General features: G+C 60.5%; 18 protein-coding genes and 1 pseudogene. 11 read left to right on the forward strand and 8 right to left on the reverse strand.

Translation table 11 applies throughout. The features are described 5' to 3' along the window. Positions 1 to 2 precede the first annotated feature (2 nt). Positions 3 to 881 (forward strand): transglutaminase family protein, encoded by an 879-nt coding sequence (locus tag KP701_RS13885; RefSeq protein WP_215747550.1) that lies wholly within the window; start codon positions 3 to 5, stop codon positions 879 to 881. Next, positions 868 to 1,995 (forward strand): putative zinc-binding metallopeptidase, encoded by a 1,128-nt coding sequence (locus KP701_RS13890; protein ID WP_215747551.1) that lies wholly within the window; start codon positions 868 to 870, stop codon positions 1,993 to 1,995. The genes KP701_RS13885 and KP701_RS13890 overlap by 14 nt, the downstream gene beginning before the upstream one ends. A 226-nt stretch (positions 1,996 to 2,221) precedes the next feature. Here KP701_RS13890 and KP701_RS13895 read toward each other — a convergent pair whose 3' ends face one another. After that, positions 2,222 to 3,514 (reverse strand): NAD(P)/FAD-dependent oxidoreductase, encoded by a 1,293-nt coding sequence (locus KP701_RS13895; RefSeq protein ID WP_215747552.1) that lies wholly within the window; start codon positions 3,512 to 3,514, stop codon positions 2,222 to 2,224. Positions 3,515 to 3,786: 272 nt separating this feature from the next. After that, positions 3,787 to 5,178 (reverse strand): NAD-dependent succinate-semialdehyde dehydrogenase, encoded by a 1,392-nt coding sequence (locus tag KP701_RS13900; protein WP_215747553.1) that lies wholly within the window; start codon positions 5,176 to 5,178, stop codon positions 3,787 to 3,789. Positions 5,179 to 5,557: 379 nt separating this feature from the next. On the opposite strand from KP701_RS13900, the gene KP701_RS13905 reads away from it, so the two are divergent. After that, a complete protein-coding gene (locus tag KP701_RS13905; protein ID WP_215747554.1) occupies positions 5,558 to 5,752 on the forward strand; it encodes a hypothetical protein in 195 nt (64 codons plus the stop codon). Here KP701_RS13905 and pgm read toward each other — a convergent pair. Further along, on the reverse strand, positions 5,749 to 7,395 hold the full coding sequence (pgm, locus tag KP701_RS13910) for a phosphoglucomutase (alpha-D-glucose-1,6-bisphosphate-dependent) (RefSeq protein WP_215747555.1): 1,647 nt from the start codon (positions 7,393 to 7,395) through the stop codon (positions 5,749 to 5,751). The two genes, KP701_RS13905 and pgm, sit on opposite strands and share 4 nt — an antisense overlap. Before the next feature lie 241 nt (positions 7,396 to 7,636). Between pgm and KP701_RS13915 the strand changes: the two genes are divergently transcribed. Further along, positions 7,637 to 8,866, forward strand: a complete 1,230-nt coding sequence (locus tag KP701_RS13915; RefSeq protein ID WP_215747556.1) for an acyl-CoA dehydrogenase family protein — start codon at positions 7,637 to 7,639, stop codon at positions 8,864 to 8,866. Between the two features lie 106 nt (positions 8,867 to 8,972). Here KP701_RS13915 and KP701_RS13920 read toward each other — a convergent pair whose 3' ends face one another. Continuing rightward, positions 8,973 to 10,205, reverse strand: a complete 1,233-nt coding sequence (locus KP701_RS13920) for an MFS transporter (RefSeq protein WP_215747557.1) — start codon at positions 10,203 to 10,205, stop codon at positions 8,973 to 8,975. A gap of 106 nt (positions 10,206 to 10,311) precedes the next feature. Here KP701_RS13920 and KP701_RS13925 point away from each other — a divergent pair, with 106 nt between their 5' ends. The 5 genes from KP701_RS13925 (at position 10,312) to KP701_RS13945 (ending at position 13,997) form a co-directional block, all read left to right on the forward strand. Continuing rightward, positions 10,312 to 10,950: a TetR/AcrR family transcriptional regulator gene (locus KP701_RS13925; protein WP_215747558.1), complete on the forward strand. Its 639-nt coding sequence runs from the start codon at positions 10,312 to 10,314 to the stop codon at positions 10,948 to 10,950. Positions 10,951 to 11,107: 157 nt separating this feature from the next. Continuing rightward, entirely contained in the window at positions 11,108 to 11,869 is a 762-nt protein-coding gene (locus tag KP701_RS13930) for an SDR family NAD(P)-dependent oxidoreductase (protein ID WP_215747559.1), read from the forward strand. Positions 11,870 to 11,900: 31 nt separating this feature from the next. Then, complete coding sequence (locus tag KP701_RS13935; RefSeq protein WP_215747560.1) at positions 11,901 to 12,353, forward strand: SRPBCC family protein; 453 nt, start codon at positions 11,901 to 11,903, stop codon at positions 12,351 to 12,353. After that, complete coding sequence (gene bdcA, locus KP701_RS13940; protein ID WP_215747561.1) at positions 12,350 to 13,063, forward strand: SDR family oxidoreductase; 714 nt, start codon at positions 12,350 to 12,352, stop codon at positions 13,061 to 13,063. Before KP701_RS13935 ends, bdcA begins: the two co-directional genes overlap by 4 nt. A 43-nt stretch (positions 13,064 to 13,106) precedes the next feature. Beyond that, positions 13,107 to 13,997, forward strand: coding sequence for an aldo/keto reductase (locus KP701_RS13945; protein WP_215747562.1), 891 nt, complete (start codon positions 13,107 to 13,109; stop codon positions 13,995 to 13,997). A gap of 18 nt (positions 13,998 to 14,015) precedes the next feature. Here KP701_RS13945 and KP701_RS13950 read toward each other — a convergent pair whose 3' ends face one another. Further along, complete coding sequence (locus KP701_RS13950) at positions 14,016 to 14,480, reverse strand: nuclear transport factor 2 family protein (RefSeq protein WP_215747563.1); 465 nt, start codon at positions 14,478 to 14,480, stop codon at positions 14,016 to 14,018. Between the two features lie 108 nt (positions 14,481 to 14,588). On the opposite strand from KP701_RS13950, the gene KP701_RS13955 reads away from it, so the two are divergent. Then, complete coding sequence (locus KP701_RS13955; protein ID WP_215747564.1) at positions 14,589 to 15,542, forward strand: GlxA family transcriptional regulator; 954 nt, start codon at positions 14,589 to 14,591, stop codon at positions 15,540 to 15,542. 53 nt (positions 15,543 to 15,595) lie between these two features. Here KP701_RS13955 and KP701_RS13960 read toward each other — a convergent pair whose 3' ends face one another. The 3 genes from KP701_RS13960 to KP701_RS13970 are packed head-to-tail and all read right to left on the reverse strand — an operon-like array spanning position 15,596 to position 21,595. Beyond that, complete coding sequence (locus KP701_RS13960; protein ID WP_215747565.1) at positions 15,596 to 17,185, reverse strand: efflux transporter outer membrane subunit; 1,590 nt, start codon at positions 17,183 to 17,185, stop codon at positions 15,596 to 15,598. 1 nt (position 17,186) lies between these two features. Next, positions 17,187 to 18,371, reverse strand: a complete 1,185-nt coding sequence (locus KP701_RS13965) for an efflux RND transporter periplasmic adaptor subunit (RefSeq protein ID WP_062457899.1) — start codon at positions 18,369 to 18,371, stop codon at positions 17,187 to 17,189. Continuing rightward, positions 18,371 to 21,595 (reverse strand): efflux RND transporter permease subunit, encoded by a 3,225-nt coding sequence (locus KP701_RS13970; RefSeq protein ID WP_062457895.1) that lies wholly within the window; start codon positions 21,593 to 21,595, stop codon positions 18,371 to 18,373. The genes KP701_RS13965 and KP701_RS13970 overlap by 1 nt, the downstream gene beginning before the upstream one ends. 508 nt (positions 21,596 to 22,103) lie before the next feature. On the opposite strand from KP701_RS13970, the pseudogene KP701_RS13975 reads away from it, so the two are divergent. Further along, positions 22,104 to 22,272 (forward strand): annotated as a pseudogene (locus KP701_RS13975) (IS5/IS1182 family transposase); the annotation flags it as partial.

Genomic DNA, 22,272 nt, shown 5'->3' on the forward strand with positions numbered 1-22,272 from the left:
GAATGAATTCCCGCGTCATACTGCGCCACCAGACCCGATATCAGTATGACCGGCCCGTCTTCCTGGGACGTCAGACCGTGCGTTTATGCCCGGTACCCCGTGTGCGATCCGCGATCCGCGATTACGCGTTTGAGGTCTCCCCGGAGACGGCGGAAATGACCTGGCGGCAGGACGCCTATGGCAACCGGGTGGCGGAAATCCGGGTTCCGGAACGTGTAACGGGCTTCGATGTTTCGGTCCGCATGGATGTGGATCTGGGCGTCCGGCCGGTCCTGTCCGGGATTGCGGAAGCGCCGGTCTGTACCGCCTATCGCGATGTGGACGCGGCTGGCGCACATGTGGCGCGCTTCGTCGAATTCTGGCGTATGGCGGGAGCGGAAAAGACCTCGGAAGCAGTGGCGGATCTCAACCGTGCCGTAGCGGAGCACCTGACCTATCAGCGCCGGCTTGAGCCGGGAGTCTGGACGCCCGAAGAGACGCTGCAGCGGCAAGGCGGATCGTGCCGGGACAGTGCGTGGCTGCTGGTGACGGTCCTGCGGCATCTGGGATTTTCGGCGCGCTTCGTGTCCGGCTATCTGATTCAGTCTGACCCCGCCGACGGATGGAACTGCGATCTGCATGCCTGGGCGGAAGCCTGGATTCCCGGAGACGGCTGGGTCGGCTTTGATACGACATCGGGACTGGTGGTGGCGCAACATCACATCCCGCTTGCGGTGGCTGGCCGGCCAGAGGAGGCCGCGCCCATTTCCGGAATGCTGGACCGCTGCCGCGCCACGTTCGACGTGACGATGCGGGCGGAGCCCCTTCTGTCAGGGCGCGAGGCCCCGGAACTGGCCATGATCGGGCAACCCGGTGTAATGCGATCCCATGAAGCTCTTTGAGTGCCAGTCCTGCGGCCAGATCCTCTTTTTTGAAAACACGGTCTGTGAGCATTGTCGCCGTGCCGTCGGATACCTGCCCGAGCAGTCTCTGCTGACGGCGCTGGACCCTGCCGGGGACCGGCTATGGCGTCCGCTGGAGCCATCGGTGAAACACGAACAGGTCCTGTACTGTTCCAATCATGACGATGACGTCTGCAACTGGCTGACGACGCCGGATGCGACAGGGAACAGGTCGTTCTGTCTGGCCTGTCGGTTCAACCGGACGATCCCGAACCTCGACACTCCCGGAAATCTTGAGCGCTGGCGGAAGATCGAGGTCGCCAAGCACCGCCTCTTCTACACGCTGCTGCGGCTGAAACTGCCGCTGAAGGACCGGCGTCAGGACCCCGAAAACGGACTGGTGTTCGATTTCCTCGACGACGCGCCGGACGGATCATCGTCCGTCATGACCGGACATGCCAACGGCGTCATTACCATCGCCATGCGCGAAGCCGATGATGCGTCCCGTGAGCGCATGCGCGTCGAGATGGGGGAATATTACCGCACCCTGCTGGGGCATTTCCGGCACGAGATCGGGCATTATTACTGGAACGTTCTGGTGCGCGACGCCGGGCGGCTCGACGAGTGTCGGGCGGTATTCGGCGACGACCGCGCGGATTACCAGAAGGCGCTTCAGGTCTATTACGACAGCCCCACACCGCCCGACTGGCAGGACAGCCATGTCAGCGTCTACGCCACGTCCCACCCTTGGGAGGATTTTGCCGAGACCTGGGCGCATTACCTGCATATCGTCTCCACGCTGGAGACGGCCTGTGCGTTCGGCGTGAGCGTGGATCCGCGGGTGCCGGGGATCGGCCATGCCTCGGGTCGAACGCTGGGTGACCCATACACGCAAGCGTCCTTCGAGGACATCATGCAGGCCTGGCTGCCGCTGACCTATGCGGTGAACAGTCTGAACCGTTCCATGGGGCTGGCGGATTTCTACCCGTTCGTGCTGACCGCCGGGATCATGCACAAGCTGGCCTTCATCCACCGCCTGATCCGTGAGAGCCAGCCCCCTCAGAGGGACTGTTCAGGTGCAAACGATCAGGCGTCTTGCACGTCGCATTTTTAGCGATGACGCTGCGGTCTCCCGGACTTCCTCTGACGAGCCGAAGTCCTTGATCCCCCGAGACGAGCGGCCTCTCCTGGGCGATCGGCTATCGGTACACCGGCACGCGCAGTTACAGCTACACGGGAGACGTCAAAAGCTCCGGCTCCAACCTGACGAACAAGCGCTACATTTCCACTCTGGGTCAGAGCGGCAATTCAGCGGATATCGCCTCAGGCGCGGATGATGCTCAGTCTAGCCGCACGGAAGGCCGGACGAAGGTCTCGACCCAGTCGGAGTAAAAGGACATCAGCCCCCGGTAATAGCCAAACAGCTCGATCTGGTGCTGGCGATAGAGCATGAGATGGGCCATCCGCGCCGAGAAGCCGTGCGAGATGCCACCGCCCCAGACCGTACCGCCGGGAAGGGCCGCCCAGCCATTGTACTTTCCCAGAGCCACGATCGCGCCCTTGTTGTGGAAAATACAGCTGGGGACCTTCTGGCCGTGCTCGATCCATGCCGGAAGATAACGGGCAAGATGCTTGGCCTGCTGCCGTGCGACCTGAGCCGTGGCGGGAAGGGGATCGTCCTGAATGAAGGAACAGTCTCCAAGTGCGAAGATATGTTCGTCGTCGATCGAGGACAGGTTCGGATTGACGAGAATTTGCCCGGTCCTGTTGATCGTCAGGCCGCCATAGGCCGTGGTGACTTCCGGAGCCTTGACGCCCGCCGCCCAGACACGGAGTTTTGCGGGGACATAGGAGCCGTCTTTCAGCGTGAAGCCATGGTCATCGGCTGCGGCAACGCGCGCATTGGTGCGGACGGTGACGCCGATATGTTCGAGTTCCTGCTGGGCTGCGGCGGAAACGGACTCCGGAAAGGCGGGGAGGATGCGGGCACCCGACTGCAGGAGCGTAACGTGCAGTTTGGGCGGAGCCTTGCCGAAAGCATGCAGGTTGTAGGGGCCGACGATTTCCAGCGCCTTGTGCAGCTCGGCGGCGAGCTGGACGCCGGTGGCGCCGCCGCCAACAATGGCGATGTCCAGTTCGGAATTGTTGCCAAAGGCGCGGAGCAGTTCCATCCGGAATTTCTCATTGAAGGCGTTGGCCTCCACGAGATTGTCGATGGACATGCAGTGCTCCTTGACGCCGGGCGTGCCGAAATCATTGGCGCAGCTGCCGATCGCAATGACGATCGTGTCGTATTTCATGCGCCGGCTTTCCAGAATGACCGTACCGTCGGCTTCCAGAAGCGGGCTGAGGACGACTTCGCGGTTTTCGCGGTCGATGGAGGCGACCTCACCGGGCCAGAACTCGAAATGGTGGCCGCTGGCCTGGGAGATGAAGTTCACCTTGTCGTTTTCGTTGCTGAGCGTGCCGGAGGCAAAGCAGTGCAGCATCGGTTTCCAGACATGGGAAAAGCTCTTGTCGATCAGCGTGATGCGCGCCTTTCCGGATTTTCCCATCGACTTGCCGAGGCGGGTTGCAAGGGAAAGACCGGCAACACCGCCACCGACAATCAGAATTTCAGATCGAGACGCCATCGGTTTTCAGGCCTCCGTTCAGGGGGTGGGCAACAGAAAAAGACACGAGGGAAGAGACGTTTACCGCGCATGGCGGCAGTAAACGCGCTTATTCAACGGCAGAGTCCGCACAGACTGTTATGGGAATTCCGGATATGCCGAAAATCATATTCAGGTGACTGTAATAAAGATCGGCGAATTCTTTTTCGAACTCAGTAAAGAACTCAAATATACGTGATGCCTCAGGGGCGGGATATGCCGGGAAGGAGTCTCCCGGCATATCCCCGCTGTCCTCAGATCGGGGCGTCGATATCCACGATGTTGATGAGCTTGTGGTTCACGAACTCCTTGATCCCCAGACCCACCAGTTCACGGCCATAGCCGGAACGGGCGATGCCGCCGAAGGGCAGATCGGCCTTCGGGATCAGGGGATGGTTGATGTAGACCATGCCCGTGCGGATCTTCGCAGCCACCCGTGCACCGCGGCTCTCGTCCTTCGTGAAAACCGCACCACCCAGACCATAGGGGGAGTCATTGGCGATGCGGATGGCATCGGCTTCGTCCTTGGCACGATAGAGTTGCGTGACCGGACCGAAGAATTCCCAGTGACGGGCTTCATTATTCTCGTGCAGGTTGGTCATCAGCAGCGGCTGGAAGAAGGAACCCTTCGTGGGAACCGGAGCGCCGATGGCTTCAACCTTTGCGCCATGCTTTCTGGCTTCCTCGACCTGCCTGCGCAGATCATCCGCCGCAGCCTGCGAGCAGAGCGGGGCAAGCGTGGTGGACGGGTCCATCGGATCACCGGCCTTCAGCTCGGAAACGCCCTTCCTGTAGAGTTCCAGGAAGCGGTCATAGATCGCATCCGCCACAATGATGCGCTTGGCGGAAACGCAGACCTGACCGGCATTCCAGTGGCGGCCCATGACGGCCCATTTCGCAGCCTTTTCCACGTCCGCATCGTCGAGCACGATGAAGGCATCGGCACCGCCGAGTTCCATCGTGGCCTTCTTCAGCGCCTTGCCGGCCGTACCCGCGATGATGACGCCAGCCCCTTCGGAACCCGTCAGCGCCACGCCGCACACGCGGGGATCGTTCAGGATCATTTCCGTATGGGGACGGGCAAGATAGAGGTTGCGGAACAGGCCCTTGGGCAGTCCGGCCTCGTTCATCAGGTCTTCGCAGATGGCGGCACACTGCGGCAGGTTGGATGCGTGCTTGAGCAGAACCGCGTTGCCGGCCGAAAGCTGCGGCGCGATGATGCGGACGACCTGATAGAACGGGAAGTTCCAGGGCTCGATGGCCAGCACGATCCCGAGAGGTTCGTGAACCAGCGTGGCCTTGCCCTCGGCCGGATTGGCGACCGGAAGCGGTTCGGGCTTCAGCAGTTCTTCGGCATATCTGGCATAATATTCAAAGATCTCGGCGGAGAGAATGATCTCCAGTTTCGACTCTGTGAACAGCTTGCCCATTTCCAGCGTGCCAAGGCGAGCGTATTTATCGATGTCGCGGCGCAGGATTGCTGCGGCGGCGTTCATGATTTTTGCCCGCTCGGCAAAGGGGGTGTCGCGCCAGCTTTCGAAAGCCGCATGGGCTTCGGAGAGGGCCGCCTGGACTTCTTCATCCGTTGCGTTGGGGAAGGTCTTGAGGACTTCGCCAGTAAGGGGATTTGTCGTTGCGTAGGCCATTTTTACCTCGTTACCGATTGGGAGAAGGCGACAGGGCGCAGGGCGTCCGGGCGTGAGAGGCTCTGTTTCTGGATTTTATGCTGGAAAAGGACAGTATACGCGGCTCCGGATGGAATAATGGAGATGCAAAGATCATACCGTGGGCAAAAGGACCCCACGGAATTATGGTCGATCTTCAACATCCATTTCGTCCTTTATCCGGATTGAAAACAGATAGACTGTCGAGAAACAGGTTGTTGTCAAAATATGACACTGAGTGCCAGAAACGGGTATTATCCAAATCGCGGATGATGACCAGAGCGCGAGCATCACATGGGTGTGAGAGGCAGCGGCAGGACTGTGACCTGGGAGCGGTGCAGGAAATGCAGGACTGCTGAAAATGCGCAGAAAATCCGGCCGTCCAGCCATGCGGGATTTTCTCGCCGCAGGTAAGGATCAGGTCGCGTCCTCAGAGGGTGTCGAACAGATTTTTAGAGTCGAAAAGGGGAGTCGCCGCTCTGCGGAGACGCAGGCTGGCGGTCAGGCAGGTGTGACCCGGGACATGCGTCATGTCCCGGGGGTAGGCGTGATTTAAGAAGCGAAGACCTTGGAGATGGCGTCCTGCGCTTCCTGCTGGATCGCGCGCAGATGCTCTTCGCTGACGAAGCTCTCGGCGTAGATCTTGTAAACATCTTCCGTGCCGGACGGGCGGGCGGCGAACCAGCCGTTCTCGGTCACGACCTTCAGGCCGCCAATCGGCGCGTCATTGCCCGGCGCACGGGTCAGCTTGCTGATGATCTTGTCCCCTGCCAGCGTCTCCAGCGGGAACTGCTCGGGCGTGAGCTTGCTGAGCTTGGCCTTCTGTTCCGGATTGGCGGCGGCATCGATCCGCTCGTAATAGGGCGTGCCGAGGCGGGCGATGATTTCATGATAATGGGCGCTCGGGTTCTTGCCGGTCTTGGCCGTGATTTCAGCCGCCAGTAGACCGAGAATGAGGCCATCTTTATCCGTGGTCCAGACCGTGCCGTCCCGACGCAGGAAGGTCGCGCCCGCGCTTTCCTCCCCGCCAAAACCCAGCGAGCCATCCATCAGGCCCGGGACGAACCATTTCAGCCCGACCGGCACCTCAACGAGCTTGCGGCCCATATCCTTCGCCACGCGGTCAATCAGCCCGCTGCTGACGAGCGTCTTGCCCACACCCAGTTCCGGGCTCCAGTCCGGACGGTTGCGGAACAGGTAGGAAATCGCTACCGCAAGATAGTGGTTCGGGTTCATCAGCCCGTCGGGCATGGCGACGATGCCGTGACGGTCGGCATCGGTGTCATTGGCGAAGGCCACGTCAAAGCGGTCCCCCATTTCGATCAGTCGCGCCATGGCATAGGGGGAGGAGCAGTCCATGCGGATCTGTCCGTCCCAGTCGGCGGTCATGAAGGAGAAGGTCGGGTCCACGACGTCGCTGACGACGGTGGCGTTCAGACCGTAGCGCTCGATGATGGGTTTCCAGTATGCAACGGCCGCCCCGCCCAGCGGGTCAATGCCGATCTTCACGCCGGCGTCGCGGATAGCCTTCATGTCGATGACCGAGTCCAGATCGTTCACATAAGGCGTGATGAAGTCGTAGCCCTTGATGCAGGCTTCCTGCCGCGCCTGCTCGTAAGGCAGGCGTTTGACGTCCTTCAGACCGTTGGCGAGGAACTCATTGGCCATGTCCTGAATGGCCTTGGTGATGGCCGTATCGGCCGGTCCACCATTGGTCGGGTTGTATTTGAAACCACCATCGGACGGCGGATTATGCGAGGGCGTGATGACAACGCCATCGGCCAGACCCGTAGTGCGGCCCTTGTTATAGGTCAGGATGGCATGGGAAATCACGGGAGTCGGCGTGTAGCCGCCGTTTTCGTCAATCCGGGCGTCGATGCCGTGGGCTGCAAAAACCTCGATGGCGGATTTCTGCGCCGGGCCGGACAGGGCGTGGCTGTCCATGCCGATGAAGAGCGGGCCGTCGATGCCTTCAGCCTTGCGATGGCGACAGATGGCTTCACAGATGGCGAGGATATGGTTCTCGTTGAAGCTGGTATGGAACGAAGAGCCCCGGTGGCCGGAGGTGCCGAACGAAACGCGCTGCGTGGCAATCGAAGGGTCGGGCTTGCGGTCATAATAGGCCGCGATCAGGGCGGGAATATCGGTCAGCTGGTCGGGGGGAAGTGTTTTGCCGGCCAGGGGGCTGAGATGAGCCATTGCTTCAAAATCCTTGCATTCGCCATTGGGCATTGCCGTTGGTTAACGGCAGTAACGCATGAACGCCCTGCCTGGGCGCGTCGTTCGGGCAGGAAAACTTGTATCCGGGCCGATGTCCAGAGAGGCGCGTCAGTTCTGTGAAGATTGCGTCGGGATCAGTCCCGGGGGCAGTCCGGCTGGAATGGACACCATGCAGGGTGCATGATTACCCGGTGAAACAGGCAGAAGCGGAGACGGACTGATGCAACCTTCCTGTAGGAATGTTTTTGGCGGACTGCGCAGTCTTGTGCCGGCCTGTTCCGTTCCGGCCGGTCTGGAAGCGTTTTTTCAAACCCTCAGAGAAGTGATCCGATCGGAGATCGCCCCGCGGGCCGCGGAAAACGACCGGCTCGGACGCTATCCGCGTGCTTCCATTCAGGCGCTGAAAAACTGCGCTCTGATGAAGGCGCCCTTGCCTGTGGCCCTTGGCGGATTGGGCCTGTCGCAGGCGCTGTCGCAGGAGGTTTTTCTGGAACTCGGCATGGCGGACCCGTCCGTGGCGCAGATTTACAAGGTGCATGACGACGCGGTGCGGGAACTGCTGTCCGTGGCCACGCCCGGAATGTGCCGCCATCTGGCAGAGCGGATCTGTGCGGATCATGCCATGATCGGCATGGCGCTGGCGGAGAACGGAAAGCGGGCGGTCGATTTCGGGCATGTCGTATCGCGACCTGAACGCGAGGGGCACCTCATCGACGGGAGCAAGATCTATGCGACAGGGGCCGTGGGCGCGGACCTGCTGCTGGTGTCGTCCTATGACGTGGTCGCCCAGACGATGCGGCTGGACCTGCTGCCCTCCGGAACGCCGGGCGTGCGCTTCATGGAAGACTGGAACCGGCTGGGACAGCGGGCGACGGAGTCAGGCAGCGTCGTTCTGGACCGTGTCCAGACCAGACCGGAATGGTCGGTACTGACGGCGCAGTCCGTACCGCAGGTGCACGCCCCCCTGCGCTATCAGAACGGATTTTCGATGATCCTCGTAGGGATCGGACTGGCTGCGCTGCAGGCGGCCGTCGTCTTCGTGCGCGAACACAGCCGCCCCTGGGCGTCTGCCGGGGTGAATGACGCGGCGGATGATCTGCTGGTCCGCCGCCTTTTCGGGGAGATCGGCGCGGAACTGGCCGCGGCTTGCGCAAGTGCGCGGACAGCAGCCGGATTGCTGGATGTTTTCGAACAGGGAGGCTGCTCGCGGACGGATGTGGCCATCCCCGTTTACGCCGCCCGGTCCTCGGCATCCCGGGCCTCCCTGCGGGCAGGATCAGACCTTATGTCAGCGCTCGGCGCGCGGGTAACGGATGCGGCGTACGGGTTCGACCGCTACTGGCGCGACGCGCGGACACTCTCGCTGCACGATCCGGTGGAATGGAAACACGAAGAAATCGGCCGCCACCTCCTGACCGGCTGGGGCCCCGCGCCGGGTCTGTACCAGTAGGAAAAGCTGTTCCGGGCGACTTTTTTGAAATCAGAAGTGCAGTGTGATGGCGGAGAAGAAGGCGCGTGGGGCGTCTGTCATAGTAGGTGCATCCTGCCAATGCGGCTCAAGCCGTGCCATTTTGTTCCTCCGTCTGTTGCTGTCCGAGGCGGTGGCCTGAGGGGAAACCGTGCGTTCGGGCCTGCCATGTGATCAGGAAACCGGCGGCGGCGAGGCCTGCCACGGCCCAGGGGAACGAGGCTGCTCCCCAGATATCCAGCATGATGCCACCCAGCAGGCCACCGCCCGCGATAGCGCTGTTCCAGGCGACGACATTCATCGACAGGGCGACATCCGCGCCATCACCGGCCGCATCGGCGAGGGCTGTCTGAAGGAGCGTTGCAGCACCGCCGAATGTCAGGCCCCATATCGCGACACCGATCATGATCACCGCAGGTGACGCGGACCCGATTGCGAAAACACCCGCGACAGCAGCGAAAATTGCCAGACTGGCCAGAACCGACAGACGCAGGGCGTGATCGACCGTGCGGCTGGTCAGCCAGATGCCGGCAAGGGCGGCGAGACCGAAAAGCAGCAGGATGCGATCGGCCTGTCCTGCCAGTCCGGCGGGTGCGATGAACGGCACGATATAGGTGTAGAGCACATTGTGCGCGAGCATCCATGCCATCACGACGCCCAGAACGGGCCGCACCCCCGGCGTTCGCAGGACATGTCCGAATGGCAGGCGCTCATGATGCGCCAGGCCCGGAAAATCAGGCACTTTCGCCAGAACCCAGAGGATCAGCAGCAGGGTGGTGGCCGACATGACCCCGAAGGCCAGTCTCCATCCCACGACAGCGCCCAGCCATGTTCCCGCCGGGACACCCAGCGAGAGCGCGATCGGCGTGCCGACCATGGCGATGGCCAGGGCGCGCCCCTGCTGGGAGCGTGTCACCATCCTGCGCGCATAACCCGCCAGCAGGGCCCAGGCGAGCCCGGCCGCCGCCCCGGCGCCATAGCGGGCCACAAGGGTCAGACCGTAATGCGCTGAAAATGCCGTAACGGAATTGAAGACCACAAAGCCGATGATCGCCAGCAGCAACACCCGCCTCCGCCGCCATCGCTGCGTGGCGAGTGTCAGGGGGATCGCGGCACTCAGGGAGCCCAGGGCATACGCCGTGACCATCTGTCCTGCCAGCGCGGAGGACACATGCAGCCCGGCCCCGATCTGGGGCAACAGACCGGCCGGGAGGGTTTCGGTCATGATGCAGATGAAGCCGGTCATGGCCAGTGCGAGCAGGCCGGCGACAGGCAGTTCGTCATCCGGGGTTCTGCAGGGAGAAGTCATCTCGGGGGTCATGCGGCTCTCATATATGGAACAATCGGTACATATATGAGAGCCGCCAAATCTTGGCAATCACTTCTGGATCACTTAATATGAAAGTCTTTTCGGAAGGAGCGGCAGCATGGCGCGGACAGGGCGTCCCCGGGAGTTTGACAGGGACAGGGCGATTGACGCCGCTATGGCGCTGTTCTGGTCGCAGGGCTACGAACCGACGTCCCTGACCCAGCTCAAGTCCTGCATGGGCAATATTTCGCCCGCGAGTTTCTATGCCGCGTTCGGCTCCAAGGAAGCCCTGTTCCGTGAAGTCGTGCAGCATTATCTGGCGACTTACGGGCAGGTCATGGCGCCGCTGGGGGATGAAAGTCTGGCGCCGCGTGATGCGATCGAACGGACGCTGCGCGGTTCGGCGGCCATGCAGTCAGCTCGGGCGCATCCCTGCGGCTGTCTGATCGTGGCAGGTGCCAGCAACTGTTCGCCTGAAAACGAACCCGTCCAGGCCCTGCTCGCAAAAGAGCGGCAGCGGACGCGCGCCGGATTCAGGGCCTGCGTGAAACGTGCCATTGCCAGCGGGGAGTTGCGGGACTGCCCGGCAACAGAGGTACTGCCCGATATTTTCACGACCTTCTTGCATGGCATGACCTGCGAAGCCCGTGACGGTGTGAGGTCGGAAAATCTGGAGGCGGCCATCACCTCTCTCCTGACGCTGTGGGATGCCAGTGCCGTGGTGCCCGGAACAGGAAAACATCCGAAAAATTTCTGACGCATTGCAGCAATGGCAGGCGTCGGAGTATCGCAATTCTTTTCCGTATCGTCCGATCCATAATTCCTTGACGCTATCCTGTGTGCATATTATGGACTGATCGATACGGAAATTGAATTCCGGAACATATCGCCGCACTCGGCTAGGGAATCCGGTTATGAGCACACAGGACATTGCCTTCGTCACGGGGGCCAATCGTGGCATCGGATACAGTAGCGCAAAGCATCTGATCGCCTCGGGCATCGACGTGATCGGGACCTATCACTCCAATGAAGACGAGGCGAAAGCCGCCGAAGCAGCACTTGGCGGAGAAACCGCGAAACTGCGGATGCTGCGGCTGGATATCGCGGACCATGCGTCGTTCGCGGCGTTTGCCGGGAAGGTCACAGAGCTTCTCACCCGTGAATTCGGGCAGCAGACGCTGCGTTACGTGGTGCAGAACGCGGGCAACATCATTCACACGCGCTTCGATGCCGCGACGTCCGAACAACTCGACAACCAGTACAACATCCACTTCAAGGGGCCGTACCTGCTGACGGTGGCCCTTCTGCCCCTGATCCGGAACGGCGGGCGCATTCTCAACATCACTTCTGCCGCGACCCGTTTTTACCTGACGGATCATGGTCCCTATTCGGCCATGAAGGCCGCAACCGAAGTCATTTCGCTTTACATGGCGAAAGAACTGGGTGAGCGGGGGATTACCGTCAATGCCGTGGCCCCGGGCGCGGTCGCATCGGATTTCGGCGGGGGGCTGGTCCGCGATGATGCCACGGTCAACAAAAGCCTCGCTGACATCACGCCGCTGGGGCGTGTCGGGCAACCCGATGATATCGGAGCCGCGGTCCGTGCCCTTCTGTCCGACGACATGCGCTGGGTGAACGGTCAACGCATCGAAGTGACGGGAGGGCAGTCGCTATGATGGCCGGACAGACACGATTGGGAGCCGCATCATGATCCACCTCATGGCCAGCAGCGTCCTTCCTGCTCCCGTTCCAGCCGTCTGGGATCTGATCCGGGATTTCGGCGCCCTTGGAAACTGGTTGCCGGGTGTGAAAATCTGTGTGATCGAGGGCGATGAGGCCGGGGACCGAGTAGGCGCGATCCGCCGTCTTGAAATGGGCGATGTCGGTGTGATCCGGGAGCGGCTTCTCGCATTGTCCGATGTGGATCATGCGGTGACGTTCTCGATTATTGAGTCTGCCCTGCCGATTGGGAACTATCGGTCGACGATCAGCCTTCTTCCCATAACGGATGGTGATCGCACGTTCATTCAGTGGCGGGGGCAGTTCGAGGCACCCGTCGAACATGCGGCCAGTATGGAGGCCCGGATGCCGGCAGAGATCTATCAGCCAGCCTTCGACAGACTGGCAGAAATTCTGCTCTCGCTGGAGACGCAGTCATGAGCGGTTTTGAGGGTAAATCCGTTCTCGTGCTTGGCGGCAGCCGCGGGATTGGAGCCGCCATCGTGCGTCGTTTCGCTTCGGAGGGAGCAAAAGTCCTGTTCACGTATTTGTCTTCCCCGGACGATGCCGAAGTTCTGGCGGCCGAGACCGGAAGCGAGGCCCTTTGCGCCGACAGTGGCGACCGTGACGCTCTCATCGCGCTAATTGGCTCACTTGGCCCGCTTGATGTTCTGGTCGTCAATTCCGGCATTCTTGGCGCGGGCGATCCGCTGGACATCCCCCCGGATGACATCGACCGGCTGTTCCGCATCAATATCCACGCGCCCTACCATGCGGCCGTTGCTGCCGCCCGGACCATGCCCGACGGGGGACGCATCATTTTCATCGGGTCCGTCAATGCCGACCGTATGCCGATGGCCGGCCTTGCGGCCTACAGTGCCAGTAAATCGGCGTTACAGGGCATGACCCGGGGACTGGCGCGTGATTTCGGTGCACGCGGCATCACCGTCAATGTCGTCCAGCCCGGGCCGACCGATACCGATATGAACCCTGCCGATGGTCCGCTGAAGGACGTGATGCATGGTTTTATGGCAATCAAACGCCATGCCACGGGCTCAGAGGTCGCTGGACTGGTGGCATACCTTGCCGGACCAGAGGCTGGCATCATCACGGGCGCCGCCTACAACATCGACGGCGGCTTCTCAGCCTGATGGAATGACTGCTCCCACCCGCTGGAAACAAGGACCGAGGATCATGACCGATACAGCTTCCAACGCTTCCCGATCCGGCACCTTCAGAATTGGAGGCGATCTCGAGATCAACCGGCTGGGTTTCGGCGCCATGCGCATTACGGGGCCCGGGATATGGGGACCGCCCGCCGACCATGATGAGGCCGTCCGCACGCTGGAACGTCTTCCCGAACTCGGTGTCAACTTCATCGACACGGCGGATTCCTACGGACCGGATGTCTCGGAATGGCTGATCCGGGAGGCGCTGCACCCGTATCCCAAGCAACTTGTGATCGCCACGAAGGGCGGTCTGACCCGTTCCGGACCGGATATCTGGAAGCCGGTCGGGCGGCCGGAATATCTGCTCCAGCAGGTGCACAAAAGCCTGCGCAATCTCGGCGTCGAACAGATCGACCTGTGGCAGCTGCACCGGATTGACCCCAAAGTGCCGGCGGACGAGCAGTTCGATGCGATCAGATCCTTCATCGACCAGAAACTCATCCGTCATGCGGGATTGAGTGAGGTTTCCGTCGATGACATCAGGGGGGCGTCGAAGTTCTTTGACGTGGCGACCGTCCAGAACCGCTACAATCTCGTCGACCGGACCAGTGAGGACGTGCTCGATTACTGTGCAGCCCGGAACATCGGCTTCATCCCGTGGTTTCCGCTTGCGGCCGGTGACCTGGCGAAGCCGGGGTCGATTCTGGATCTCATGGCCCGGAAATATGAGGCTCACCCGAGCCAGATCGCACTGGCCTGGATCCTGAAACGCAGCCCGGTGATGCTGCCCATTCCAGGCACGTCCAAGGTCGCCCATCTGGAACAGAATGTAGCGGCGACCGGCATTGCACTGTCCAACGAGGACTTCATGGCTTTGGATGCAGAAGGCCGCAAGGCGTTCCGGTCCAGGTCGTAGGAGAATGCTTGCGGACAGTTAGAGGCCCAGCGCCGAAAGGCCGGGATGGCTGTCCGGGCGTCTCGTTTCAGACCAGTGGAACAGGCGGCTGTCGGCTGAAATGGGCTGGTCGTTGATGGACGCGGCGCGGTAACGCATCAGCCCGTTTTCATCGAACTCCCAGTTTTCGTTTCCATGGGATCTGAACCACTGCCCGGACTGATCCCGCCATTCATACGCAAATCGGACCGCAATCCGGTCGTCCCGAAAAGCCCAGAGCTCCTTGATGAGCCGATAGTCCTGCTCACGCTGCCATTTCTGCGTCAGGAACGTCACGATCTCTTCCCGCCCCCGGATGAAGTCCGAGCGATTGCGCCACTGGCTGTCTGGCGTATAGGCCAGCGACACTTTTTCAGGGTCCCGGGTATTCCAGGCGTCTTCCGCGATGCGGACCTTCCGGGCAGCAGTTTCGGCATTGAAGGGAGGAAATGGGGGTCGGGACATTGGACATTCCGTCTCTGGTTCGGGAATGGATCACGGGCTGATCCTGTGCCTGTCAGTGTTTTCCACAAGAGTATTTGACGAAAGGACAATGATCCCTCATTTCAGGCCATGCCCATACGGATCGGTCTTCTGCTTTATCCCGACTTCCAGCTGCTCGATGCCGCCGGAGTCACCGCGGCTTTCGAAATCGCCGGGACGCTGGGAAAGGCCGCGTATGAGACAATAGCCGTCTCCCGGCATGGCGGGCTGGTCCGGTCGTCTTCGGGCATGGCACTCGAAACCGTTCCGCTCGCGAGGGCCGGGTTCTTCGACACGCTTGTCGTCGTCGGGGGCAAGGGTCATGCAACGGCCATGGACTGCCCGGAGTTGCAGGGTTTTATCCGCCATCACGCCGATACGGCACGGCGGATCTGCAGTGTGTGTACGGGCGCTTTCCTGCTGGCGGCGGCCGGGCTGCTTGATGGACGCCGTGCAACCACACACTGGCAAAAGGCCGGGGCCCTGAAAGCACGGTTTCCCGGAATCAGGGTCTCGGCAGATGCCATTCATATCCAGGATGGTCCGGTCTGGACATCGGCCGGCATCAGCGCAGGCATCGACATGGCGCTGGCGCTGATAACCCAGGATCTCGGGGCGGAGATCGGACGTCGTACGGCGCAGCAGATGGTGGTGTTCTATCATCGCCCCGGCGGACAGTCCCAGTTCTCGGCCCTTCTGGAGATGGGGAGTACTCAGGACCGCTTTTCCGGGCTTCTGGGATGGATTCGGTCCAACCTTCAGCAGCGCCTGACCGTGGACGTTCTCGCCAGTCAGGTCGGCATGAGTCCGCGGAATTTTTCACGCAGTTTCAGGGTTGCGGTGGGCATGAGCCCTGCCAGAGCGGTCGAGAAACTGCGTCTGGAAGCCGCGCGCGAGCGGGTCGAGCAATCCACGCTCCCCATCGAAGCCATCGCCGTCATAACCGGCTTTCACGATCCCGAGCGGATGCGCCGCGCCTTCCTGCGCGAATTTCAGCAGCCACCTCAGGCTGTCCGGCGGAATGCCGCGAACAGCCCAAGCTGAACTACCCCAAGGCTGCGCGCAGTCTGCAAGCAGCAGCTACGATACGTCAAAGCCTAGTTCCGGGGCTGAAAACCGGCGCCGCCGGCAGGGAGCGTCAGGTTTTCGAACTGTTCCGGATGCTGGGATGCCGTGACGTCTCCAACAGGTTTCGGGTGGTGCAGGTGGTCGTATTGCAGCGGAGTGATCGAGAGGGTCTGGTCCATGGTCGGCAGATCCTTCACGTTCCAGCCGCCGCCGAGGCTGCGGATCAGGTCTACATCCGCGTGGTACAGGCGGGTTGCGACCTCGACCTGATGGATACGGCTTTCCAGCGTGTTTTCCTGACTGACGATGGCTTCAAGATAGGTTCCAACACCGCCCTGATAGAGCGTCATGGTCATGTTCTGCGTGGCGAGATTGGCCTTCACCGCCTGTTCCAGCGCCACATTTTCCTTCGTCAGACGCTCGGTGAGGGACAGACCGTCCTCCACTTCGCGGAACGCTGACAGGACCTTCATCCGATACGTATCGCGCGTCTCCCGATAGGCCGACCATGTCCTCTGAAGCTCCGCCCGGCGCAGTCCGCCATCGAACAGCGGCATGTGGAAGCTCGCCCCATAGGTCCACAGCGAGTTGGCGAGGTTGGCCAGATCAAATCCGTTGGCTTCGAACCCGCCATTCAGTTTGAGCGCGATATGCGGATAGAACGCCGCGCGGGCAATGCCGATCTCCCGGTTGGCCTGCGCCATTTCGCGCTCGGACGCCGCGATGTCCGGACGACGCTGAAGCAGGGTCGAAGGCACGTTCGTCGGGATCGTCGGCTGGATGAAATGGAACTCCGGGCTGGCCGGAATATGGAAGCTCGACGGCGATGTATTGGTCAGCACCGCGATGGCGTGTTCCATGACCTGCCGTGCCGCCTGAATATCCAGCCGTGCCGCCTGCGTAGTGTAAAGCTGCGCCTGCGCACGCGCCAGATCGAGGCGTGGGGCCGCCTGGTTCTGGACCTGGTTTTCCGTAATGCGGACGGCCCGCTCATAATAGCTGATGGACTGCTCATAAATCGCATCCTGCGCGTCATAACCGCGCAGCTGGATATAATCGCGGGCCAGTTCGGCCTGCGTGCTCAGGCGCGCCATGGCAAAATCGGCGGCCCGCTGCTGGGCGAACTGCTTCTGCGCCCGCACGCGGTTGCGGATGGACGACCAGAAATCAGGCTCCCACGACACCAGCCCCCCATAGTCCTCGCTGGTCTGGGTCAGGGTGGCGCCGTTGCGGAACAGCCGGTCGGCGGACTGCTTGTTGTCCGAAGCCCCGGCATCCAGACTGGCATGGGGCAGCAGCTCCGAACGGGCTGCCACGACGAGCGATCGCGCCTGAATGAAGCGTTCGGCCGCGGCTTGGATATCGCCGTTATCAGCCGTGGCCCGCGCTTCAAGCTCGTTCAGCAGCGGATCCTGAAACATGGTCCACCAGTCGGCGGGCAGGGCCGTATCCGCGGGGGTTGCCACGGCAAAGGGCGCCTGTCCCTGCCAGCTTGAGGGAACGACAAAGTTCGGGGTTTTGTAAGTCGGGGCCAGATCGCAGGCCGACAGCCCGAGCAGCGACAGGGCGGTGCCGCAGACCAGACCGGTGCGGCGGAGGCGGGAGAAGGATGGGATCATCTTACTCGTTCTCTTTTCCGAAGCCGGATTGGTTGTAGCCGCGCTGCGGCACGGTCACATTGACCTTGTCACCTTCGAGCACGTCGGCGGGCGGGTTGGCGATTACGCGGTCGTTCGGGCCGATGCCAGCCTGAATTTCCGTTGCCGTATCGGCCATGCGTCCGACCGTCACGTTCTGGAAATGGACTGTGTTGTCGTCTCGCACCACGGCGAGCTGCATGCCCTTTTCCTGAAAGACCAGAGCACTCGTGGGAACTTCGTAGAGATGCGAGTTCTCATTGTTCGCCTTGAGCTCCACCGAAGCAAAGGTGCCCGGCCACAGAACTTCGTTCGGGTTATCCATCTCGAACTCTGTGGTGGAGGTGCGGGTGTTCGGATCATAGCCGCGTGCGGTCGTCAGGAAGTTCGCCTTGAACTTGCGGTCCTTGAACTGAGGCACGCTAACGTCGGTTGTGATGTCCGGCTGAAGAACATACTGGAAGACTTCCGGCACGGAGACGAAGAGACGCAGCTTGTGTACGTCAGCCACGGTGAAAAGCTCGGAGGCCTTGCCTGCGGCGTTGAGGTTGCCGCCGCCGTCATGGACGTAGTCGCCGACATTGATGTCACGCGAGGTCACGATACCATCGAAGGGTGCGACGATCGTCTTGAAGCGTTCGAGAGCCTCGAAATGAGCAACGTTTCGCTCGGCGGCTTCGACCTGCGCCTTGGCAGACTGCTGGTCAGCCTGTGCGACCGAGACAGACTGCCCCGAGACGGACTGTGAGCGGCCCATGGCCTGCCAGCGCTGGAGCGTGACATTAGACAGGTTGTACTTTGCCCTGATCGACGCGAGATCGGCCTTCGCCTGTGCGTATTGCGCGTCCAGTGCCGGGGCGTTGATCTCGGCCAGAACGTCGCCCTGCTTCACGTGGGCACCGTAGTCCTTGTACCACATCTTCACATAGCCCGAGACCTGCGGATAGATCGGCGCCTGATACCAGGCGTCAATATTGCCAGGCAGCGTCAGGGCGACCTTCTTGGGTGACTGGATCGGTTTGATGACGGCAACGTCGGGCAGAGCGTTTTCCTTCGTCTCCGCTGCGAGGGCAGCAGAGACATGGATGCGGTCAACCACGATATAGCCGACATAGAGCGCGAGGAGGCACCCTCCCGCAGCGGCGATGAGTTTGGGGGAGGTAGCCATCAGGCGATTTCCTTCTGACGCGATGTGCGGTTGTGGAGGATTGCGTAGACGCAGGGAACAAAGAGAAGAGTCGAGATTGTTGCGACGATCAGGCCACCAATCACGGCGCGGCCGAGGGGCGCGTTGGTCGAGTTCGATGTCGCCATCGGAATCATGCCCACGACCATGGCCAGCGCGGTCATGATGACCGGACGGATACGACCATACCCGGCTTCGATAGCAGCTTTAAGCGCATCGCCGTGGATTTCGAGGCGTTCACGGGCAAAGGACACCACGAGGATCGAGTTCGCGGTTGCGGTTCCCATGCACATGATGGCGCCCGTCAGGGCCGGCACGGACAGGCGTGTCTGTGTGAGGAACAGAGCCCATGCGATGCCGCCGAGTGCTCCCGGCAGAGCCGTGATGATGATGAACGGGTCCAGCCAGGACTGAAAATTCACCACGATCAGCAGATAGATCAGGACGATCGAGATCGCGAGACCGAGGATGAGCTGCTTGTAGGCGCCTGCCATTGTCGTGGCCTGACCATGTATGTCCACAGCCGTTGAGCGCGGCAGGTTGTGAGCGTCCTTGGCGACGACGTGGCGAACCTGATCAAGCACCGAACCCAGATCCTTGCCTTCGACGTTCACATAGATGTCGATCTCGGACATGGAGTTGTAGTGCGAGACCTCACCCGGAGTGCCAGTTGCGACGACATCGGCAATGGCGCCCATGAGCTGGATCTTGTCGTTCGGGTCACCGTCTCCTTTATCTACCGGAATGGTCAGGAGATCAGACAGGTGGGTCAGCTGGTCCTGTGACGTATAGACGTTCAGCGGGAACGTCACGTTGTCGACTGGATCAAGCCAGAACTGCGGATCAACGACGACCGAGCCGGACAGCGTTAACAGTTCGTTGGTGGCGAGATCAGCTTCAGTAACGCCTGTTGCCTGGCTGAAGGTACGGTTACCATTCACCATCAGCGTTGGCGTGGACATTGTCTGCTGGATATTTACGTCTGCCGTGCCCGGGACCTGGCGAATCAGCCCGATCAGGTGCTTGGCATAGTTGTAGTTCTCCATGGCATCCGGGCCGGAAAGCTGGATGTCGATGGGAGCAGCGGAACCGAAGTTCAGGATCTTGTTCGTCAGATCCGCAGGCTGGAAGGTGAAGACCGTTCCCGGGAAGCGCTTGGAGAGATCTTTACGCAGGAGGGCACGGTAATCCCAGACTGGGGATTCAGAGTTCTTCAGGGCGATCGTCAGATCGCAATCCTGCGTCCCGACAGACGGGGTCGGGATGAAGGCCTGGTTATGCGGTCCTTCTGGAAGGCCGCAGTTCGAGATGATGTTCTCGACCTTGCCTGGCAGAAGCTGGTTGATGCGGTCATCCACGAGGGCGGCAATCCGGCCTGCGACTTCAATACGCGTTCCGAGCGGTGCGCGCATGTGCATCTGAAGGGCATCGGATTTCACTTCGGGGAAGAAGTCCCGTCCTGCGACTAAATATAGCCCCATGGATGCGATGGAAAGTAGCATGAAGACGCCGACAAAAGCGCCACGGCGTTCCACGCAGCGTGTGAGGATCGTGTTGTATCCTTCACGGAAGCTGGTGAAGCGTGCCTCGAAGCCCTTCTGGAAGCGGCTGAAGAAGCCGGACGGCGGACGCTGGGTCGCATGCGGATTCGAGATATCGATCGCAGAGTCGTGAATTCCGTGCGGGTCTTCATCCGGGCCGGGGGCGCCGACGGGGTGATGCACATGTCCTGCGAGAAGGTACTTCGCCATGGTCGGAACAAGGGTTCGCGACAGGATGAAGGACGCGATCATCGCGAACATGATGGCAAGAGCCATCGGCATGAACAGGTAACCTGCAACGCCATCGAGTTCAAACAGCGGCAGCCAGACAATGCAGATACAAGTCGTGGAGACGAAAGTCGCAATAACGATCTGGTTCGCTGCGTCGATAATCGCAGTTTCGAGATCCTTGCCCATTTCGAGATGGGTATCGATGTTCTCGATCATCACCGTAGCGTCGTCGACGAGAATACCGACTGCAAGCGCGAGACCACCAAGCGTCATGACGTTGATCGACTGACCGGCCCATCCAAGAGCGATGATCGAGCACAGGATGGCGAGCGGAATCGAGGTCGCAATAATGACTGTCGAGCGCCAGGAACCGAGGAAGAGCAGAACCACGATACCGGTCAGGAACGACGCGGTGATCATTTCCTGAACCACATCCTTGATCTGATCCTTCACCATAATGGAGGCGTCGGACAGGATGGAGATATGGACGTCAGGCGGCAGGATCGCTTTCAGGCGTGGGAGCAGGGCCTTGGTCGCTGCGACAACGTCGAGCGTCGAGGCTGTTCCGCCCTTCTGCGTGATGATTTCAACGCCCTGGCGGCCCTTAACGAGAACCAGATTCGTCTGGGGATGCCCGCCACGATACACATCTGCAACATCGCGGATATAGATCACGGCATTCCCGACGCGCTTCACCGGAATGCTGCCAATGTCTTCCATCGACTCAGGTGTCGCATTCGTCTGCACCATCCAGTCGGTCGCGTCGATCTTCTGGTCACCTGCGGGAAGAACGATGTTCTGAGCTGTTAGGGCCGCTTGAACGTCAGAGGCCGTCAGGTGATGAGCGAGGAGCTGCTTCTGGATGAGGGACACCATCACGAAGCTGTCCATACCACCATACGGATGCGCTACGACTGCGCCAGGAACCGTCGCGAGGAGTGGCCGTACTCGAATAACGCCGAGTTTGAACAAGTCAGATGGTGTCTGCTTGTCGGAAGTCATTTGAAGCGCAATGACAGGAACCTGCGATGGGTTCAGGGCCACAATCATTGGCGCAGGCACTTTGGGAGGCAGTCCCAGCAGGACCGTCTGGGCAATGGCCGTGACCTCAGCTTCAGCAGTTCCGACCGGAGTGCCCGGCTGGAAATAGAGGTTCACGATCGAGCGGCCGTAATAGGAGTTGGACTCCATATGCTCGATATTCTGAACGGTCGTGGTAACGGCCAGTTCGAAGTTATAGGTAATACGGCCTGCAAACTGTTGAGGCAAAAGCCCCGGATAAGTCCAGATTGCCGCAACGACCGGTATCTTGATGTCTGGAAAAACATCGGTCGGCGTCTTGAGGATCGACATCACGCCAAGCAGCACGATCATGATCGACAGGACGACAAAGGTGAGCGGTCGCCTTAGCGCGGTGACGACGATGGCATTCATTCAGCTCGGTTCCCAACAGGGTTTCAGCAAGGAAGGGAAACCAGGACGATACGGATCTTGAAATACAACGTCTTTTAAATCGTGATTTATGGAATATTTTTTACTATTTCCCTTAAGATAACAAATTATTTATACTTTTTTGATTCTTTTGTAATGATTTCTGTAGTTTTACTAATATTAAAAATCATCGATTTCCATAAGATTGGTGGAGAGCCTGTCCGGCTGCCCATGAGAGGCGGGCAGGGGGGCATGTTGCCGGAATATTGGGCGCCGATCACGCCGGCTGTCTGCGGCGCAGTGCTATCCCGACCGCGCAGCAGCTCCGGCGTAATATCAGATGAGATTGGTAAATACCCGATCAGGACGGGTCGGCCATGAGATCCAGCTGATAATCCTACTGGTCCTGCGATCGTGTCTGCCGCAGCACATGGAGGGTTCGAAAAACCTTCTGGATTTGAGGGTTCCTCTGTGATTCCATCTCTCCTGCGTTGATTGGGGATGATGGCAGATGAAGCAGCCGAGTTTCTTTGATGTTGAAGAGCGGCTGGCCCGGTTAAGCGGGCTTGGCGATCAGCTTGAGGCATTTTCCCGGACTGTGGATTTTGAGGTGTTCCGCCCCGATCTGGAGAAGGCTCTGGCCTATTCAGATGGGAGCAAAGGTGGACGACCGCCGTTTG

Source organism: Gluconobacter sp. P1C6_b (genome assembly GCF_018811945.1).
Lineage (GTDB): Bacteria > Pseudomonadota > Alphaproteobacteria > Acetobacterales > Acetobacteraceae > Gluconobacter.

What these genes read in the sequence shown, in the direction of transcription:
- KP701_RS13885 (WP_215747550.1), top strand. Translation starts at nt 3, where the DNA reads ATGAATTCCCGCGTCATACTGCGCCACCAGACCCGATATCAGTATGAC.
- KP701_RS13890 (WP_215747551.1), top strand. Translation starts at nt 868, where the DNA reads ATGAAGCTCTTTGAGTGCCAGTCCTGCGGCCAGATCCTCTTTTTTGAA.
- KP701_RS13895 (WP_215747552.1), bottom strand. Translation starts at nt 3,514, where the DNA reads ATGGCGTCTCGATCTGAAATTCTGATTGTCGGTGGCGGTGTTGCCGGT.
- KP701_RS13900 (WP_215747553.1), bottom strand. Translation starts at nt 5,178, where the DNA reads ATGGCCTACGCAACGACAAATCCCCTTACTGGCGAAGTCCTCAAGACC.
- KP701_RS13905 (WP_215747554.1), top strand. Translation starts at nt 5,558, where the DNA reads ATGCGCAGAAAATCCGGCCGTCCAGCCATGCGGGATTTTCTCGCCGCA.
- pgm (WP_215747555.1), bottom strand. Translation starts at nt 7,395, where the DNA reads ATGGCTCATCTCAGCCCCCTGGCCGGCAAAACACTTCCCCCCGACCAG.
- KP701_RS13915 (WP_215747556.1), top strand. Translation starts at nt 7,637, where the DNA reads ATGCAACCTTCCTGTAGGAATGTTTTTGGCGGACTGCGCAGTCTTGTG.
- KP701_RS13920 (WP_215747557.1), bottom strand. Translation starts at nt 10,205, where the DNA reads ATGACCCCCGAGATGACTTCTCCCTGCAGAACCCCGGATGACGAACTG.
- KP701_RS13925 (WP_215747558.1), top strand. Translation starts at nt 10,312, where the DNA reads ATGGCGCGGACAGGGCGTCCCCGGGAGTTTGACAGGGACAGGGCGATT.
- KP701_RS13930 (WP_215747559.1), top strand. Translation starts at nt 11,108, where the DNA reads ATGAGCACACAGGACATTGCCTTCGTCACGGGGGCCAATCGTGGCATC.
- KP701_RS13935 (WP_215747560.1), top strand. Translation starts at nt 11,901, where the DNA reads ATGATCCACCTCATGGCCAGCAGCGTCCTTCCTGCTCCCGTTCCAGCC.
- bdcA (WP_215747561.1), top strand. Translation starts at nt 12,350, where the DNA reads ATGAGCGGTTTTGAGGGTAAATCCGTTCTCGTGCTTGGCGGCAGCCGC.
- KP701_RS13945 (WP_215747562.1), top strand. Translation starts at nt 13,107, where the DNA reads ATGACCGATACAGCTTCCAACGCTTCCCGATCCGGCACCTTCAGAATT.
- KP701_RS13950 (WP_215747563.1), bottom strand. Translation starts at nt 14,480, where the DNA reads ATGTCCCGACCCCCATTTCCTCCCTTCAATGCCGAAACTGCTGCCCGG.
- KP701_RS13955 (WP_215747564.1), top strand. Translation starts at nt 14,589, where the DNA reads ATGCCCATACGGATCGGTCTTCTGCTTTATCCCGACTTCCAGCTGCTC.
- KP701_RS13960 (WP_215747565.1), bottom strand. Translation starts at nt 17,185, where the DNA reads ATGATCCCATCCTTCTCCCGCCTCCGCCGCACCGGTCTGGTCTGCGGC.
- KP701_RS13965 (WP_062457899.1), bottom strand. Translation starts at nt 18,371, where the DNA reads ATGGCTACCTCCCCCAAACTCATCGCCGCTGCGGGAGGGTGCCTCCTC.
- KP701_RS13970 (WP_062457895.1), bottom strand. Translation starts at nt 21,595, where the DNA reads ATGAATGCCATCGTCGTCACCGCGCTAAGGCGACCGCTCACCTTTGTC.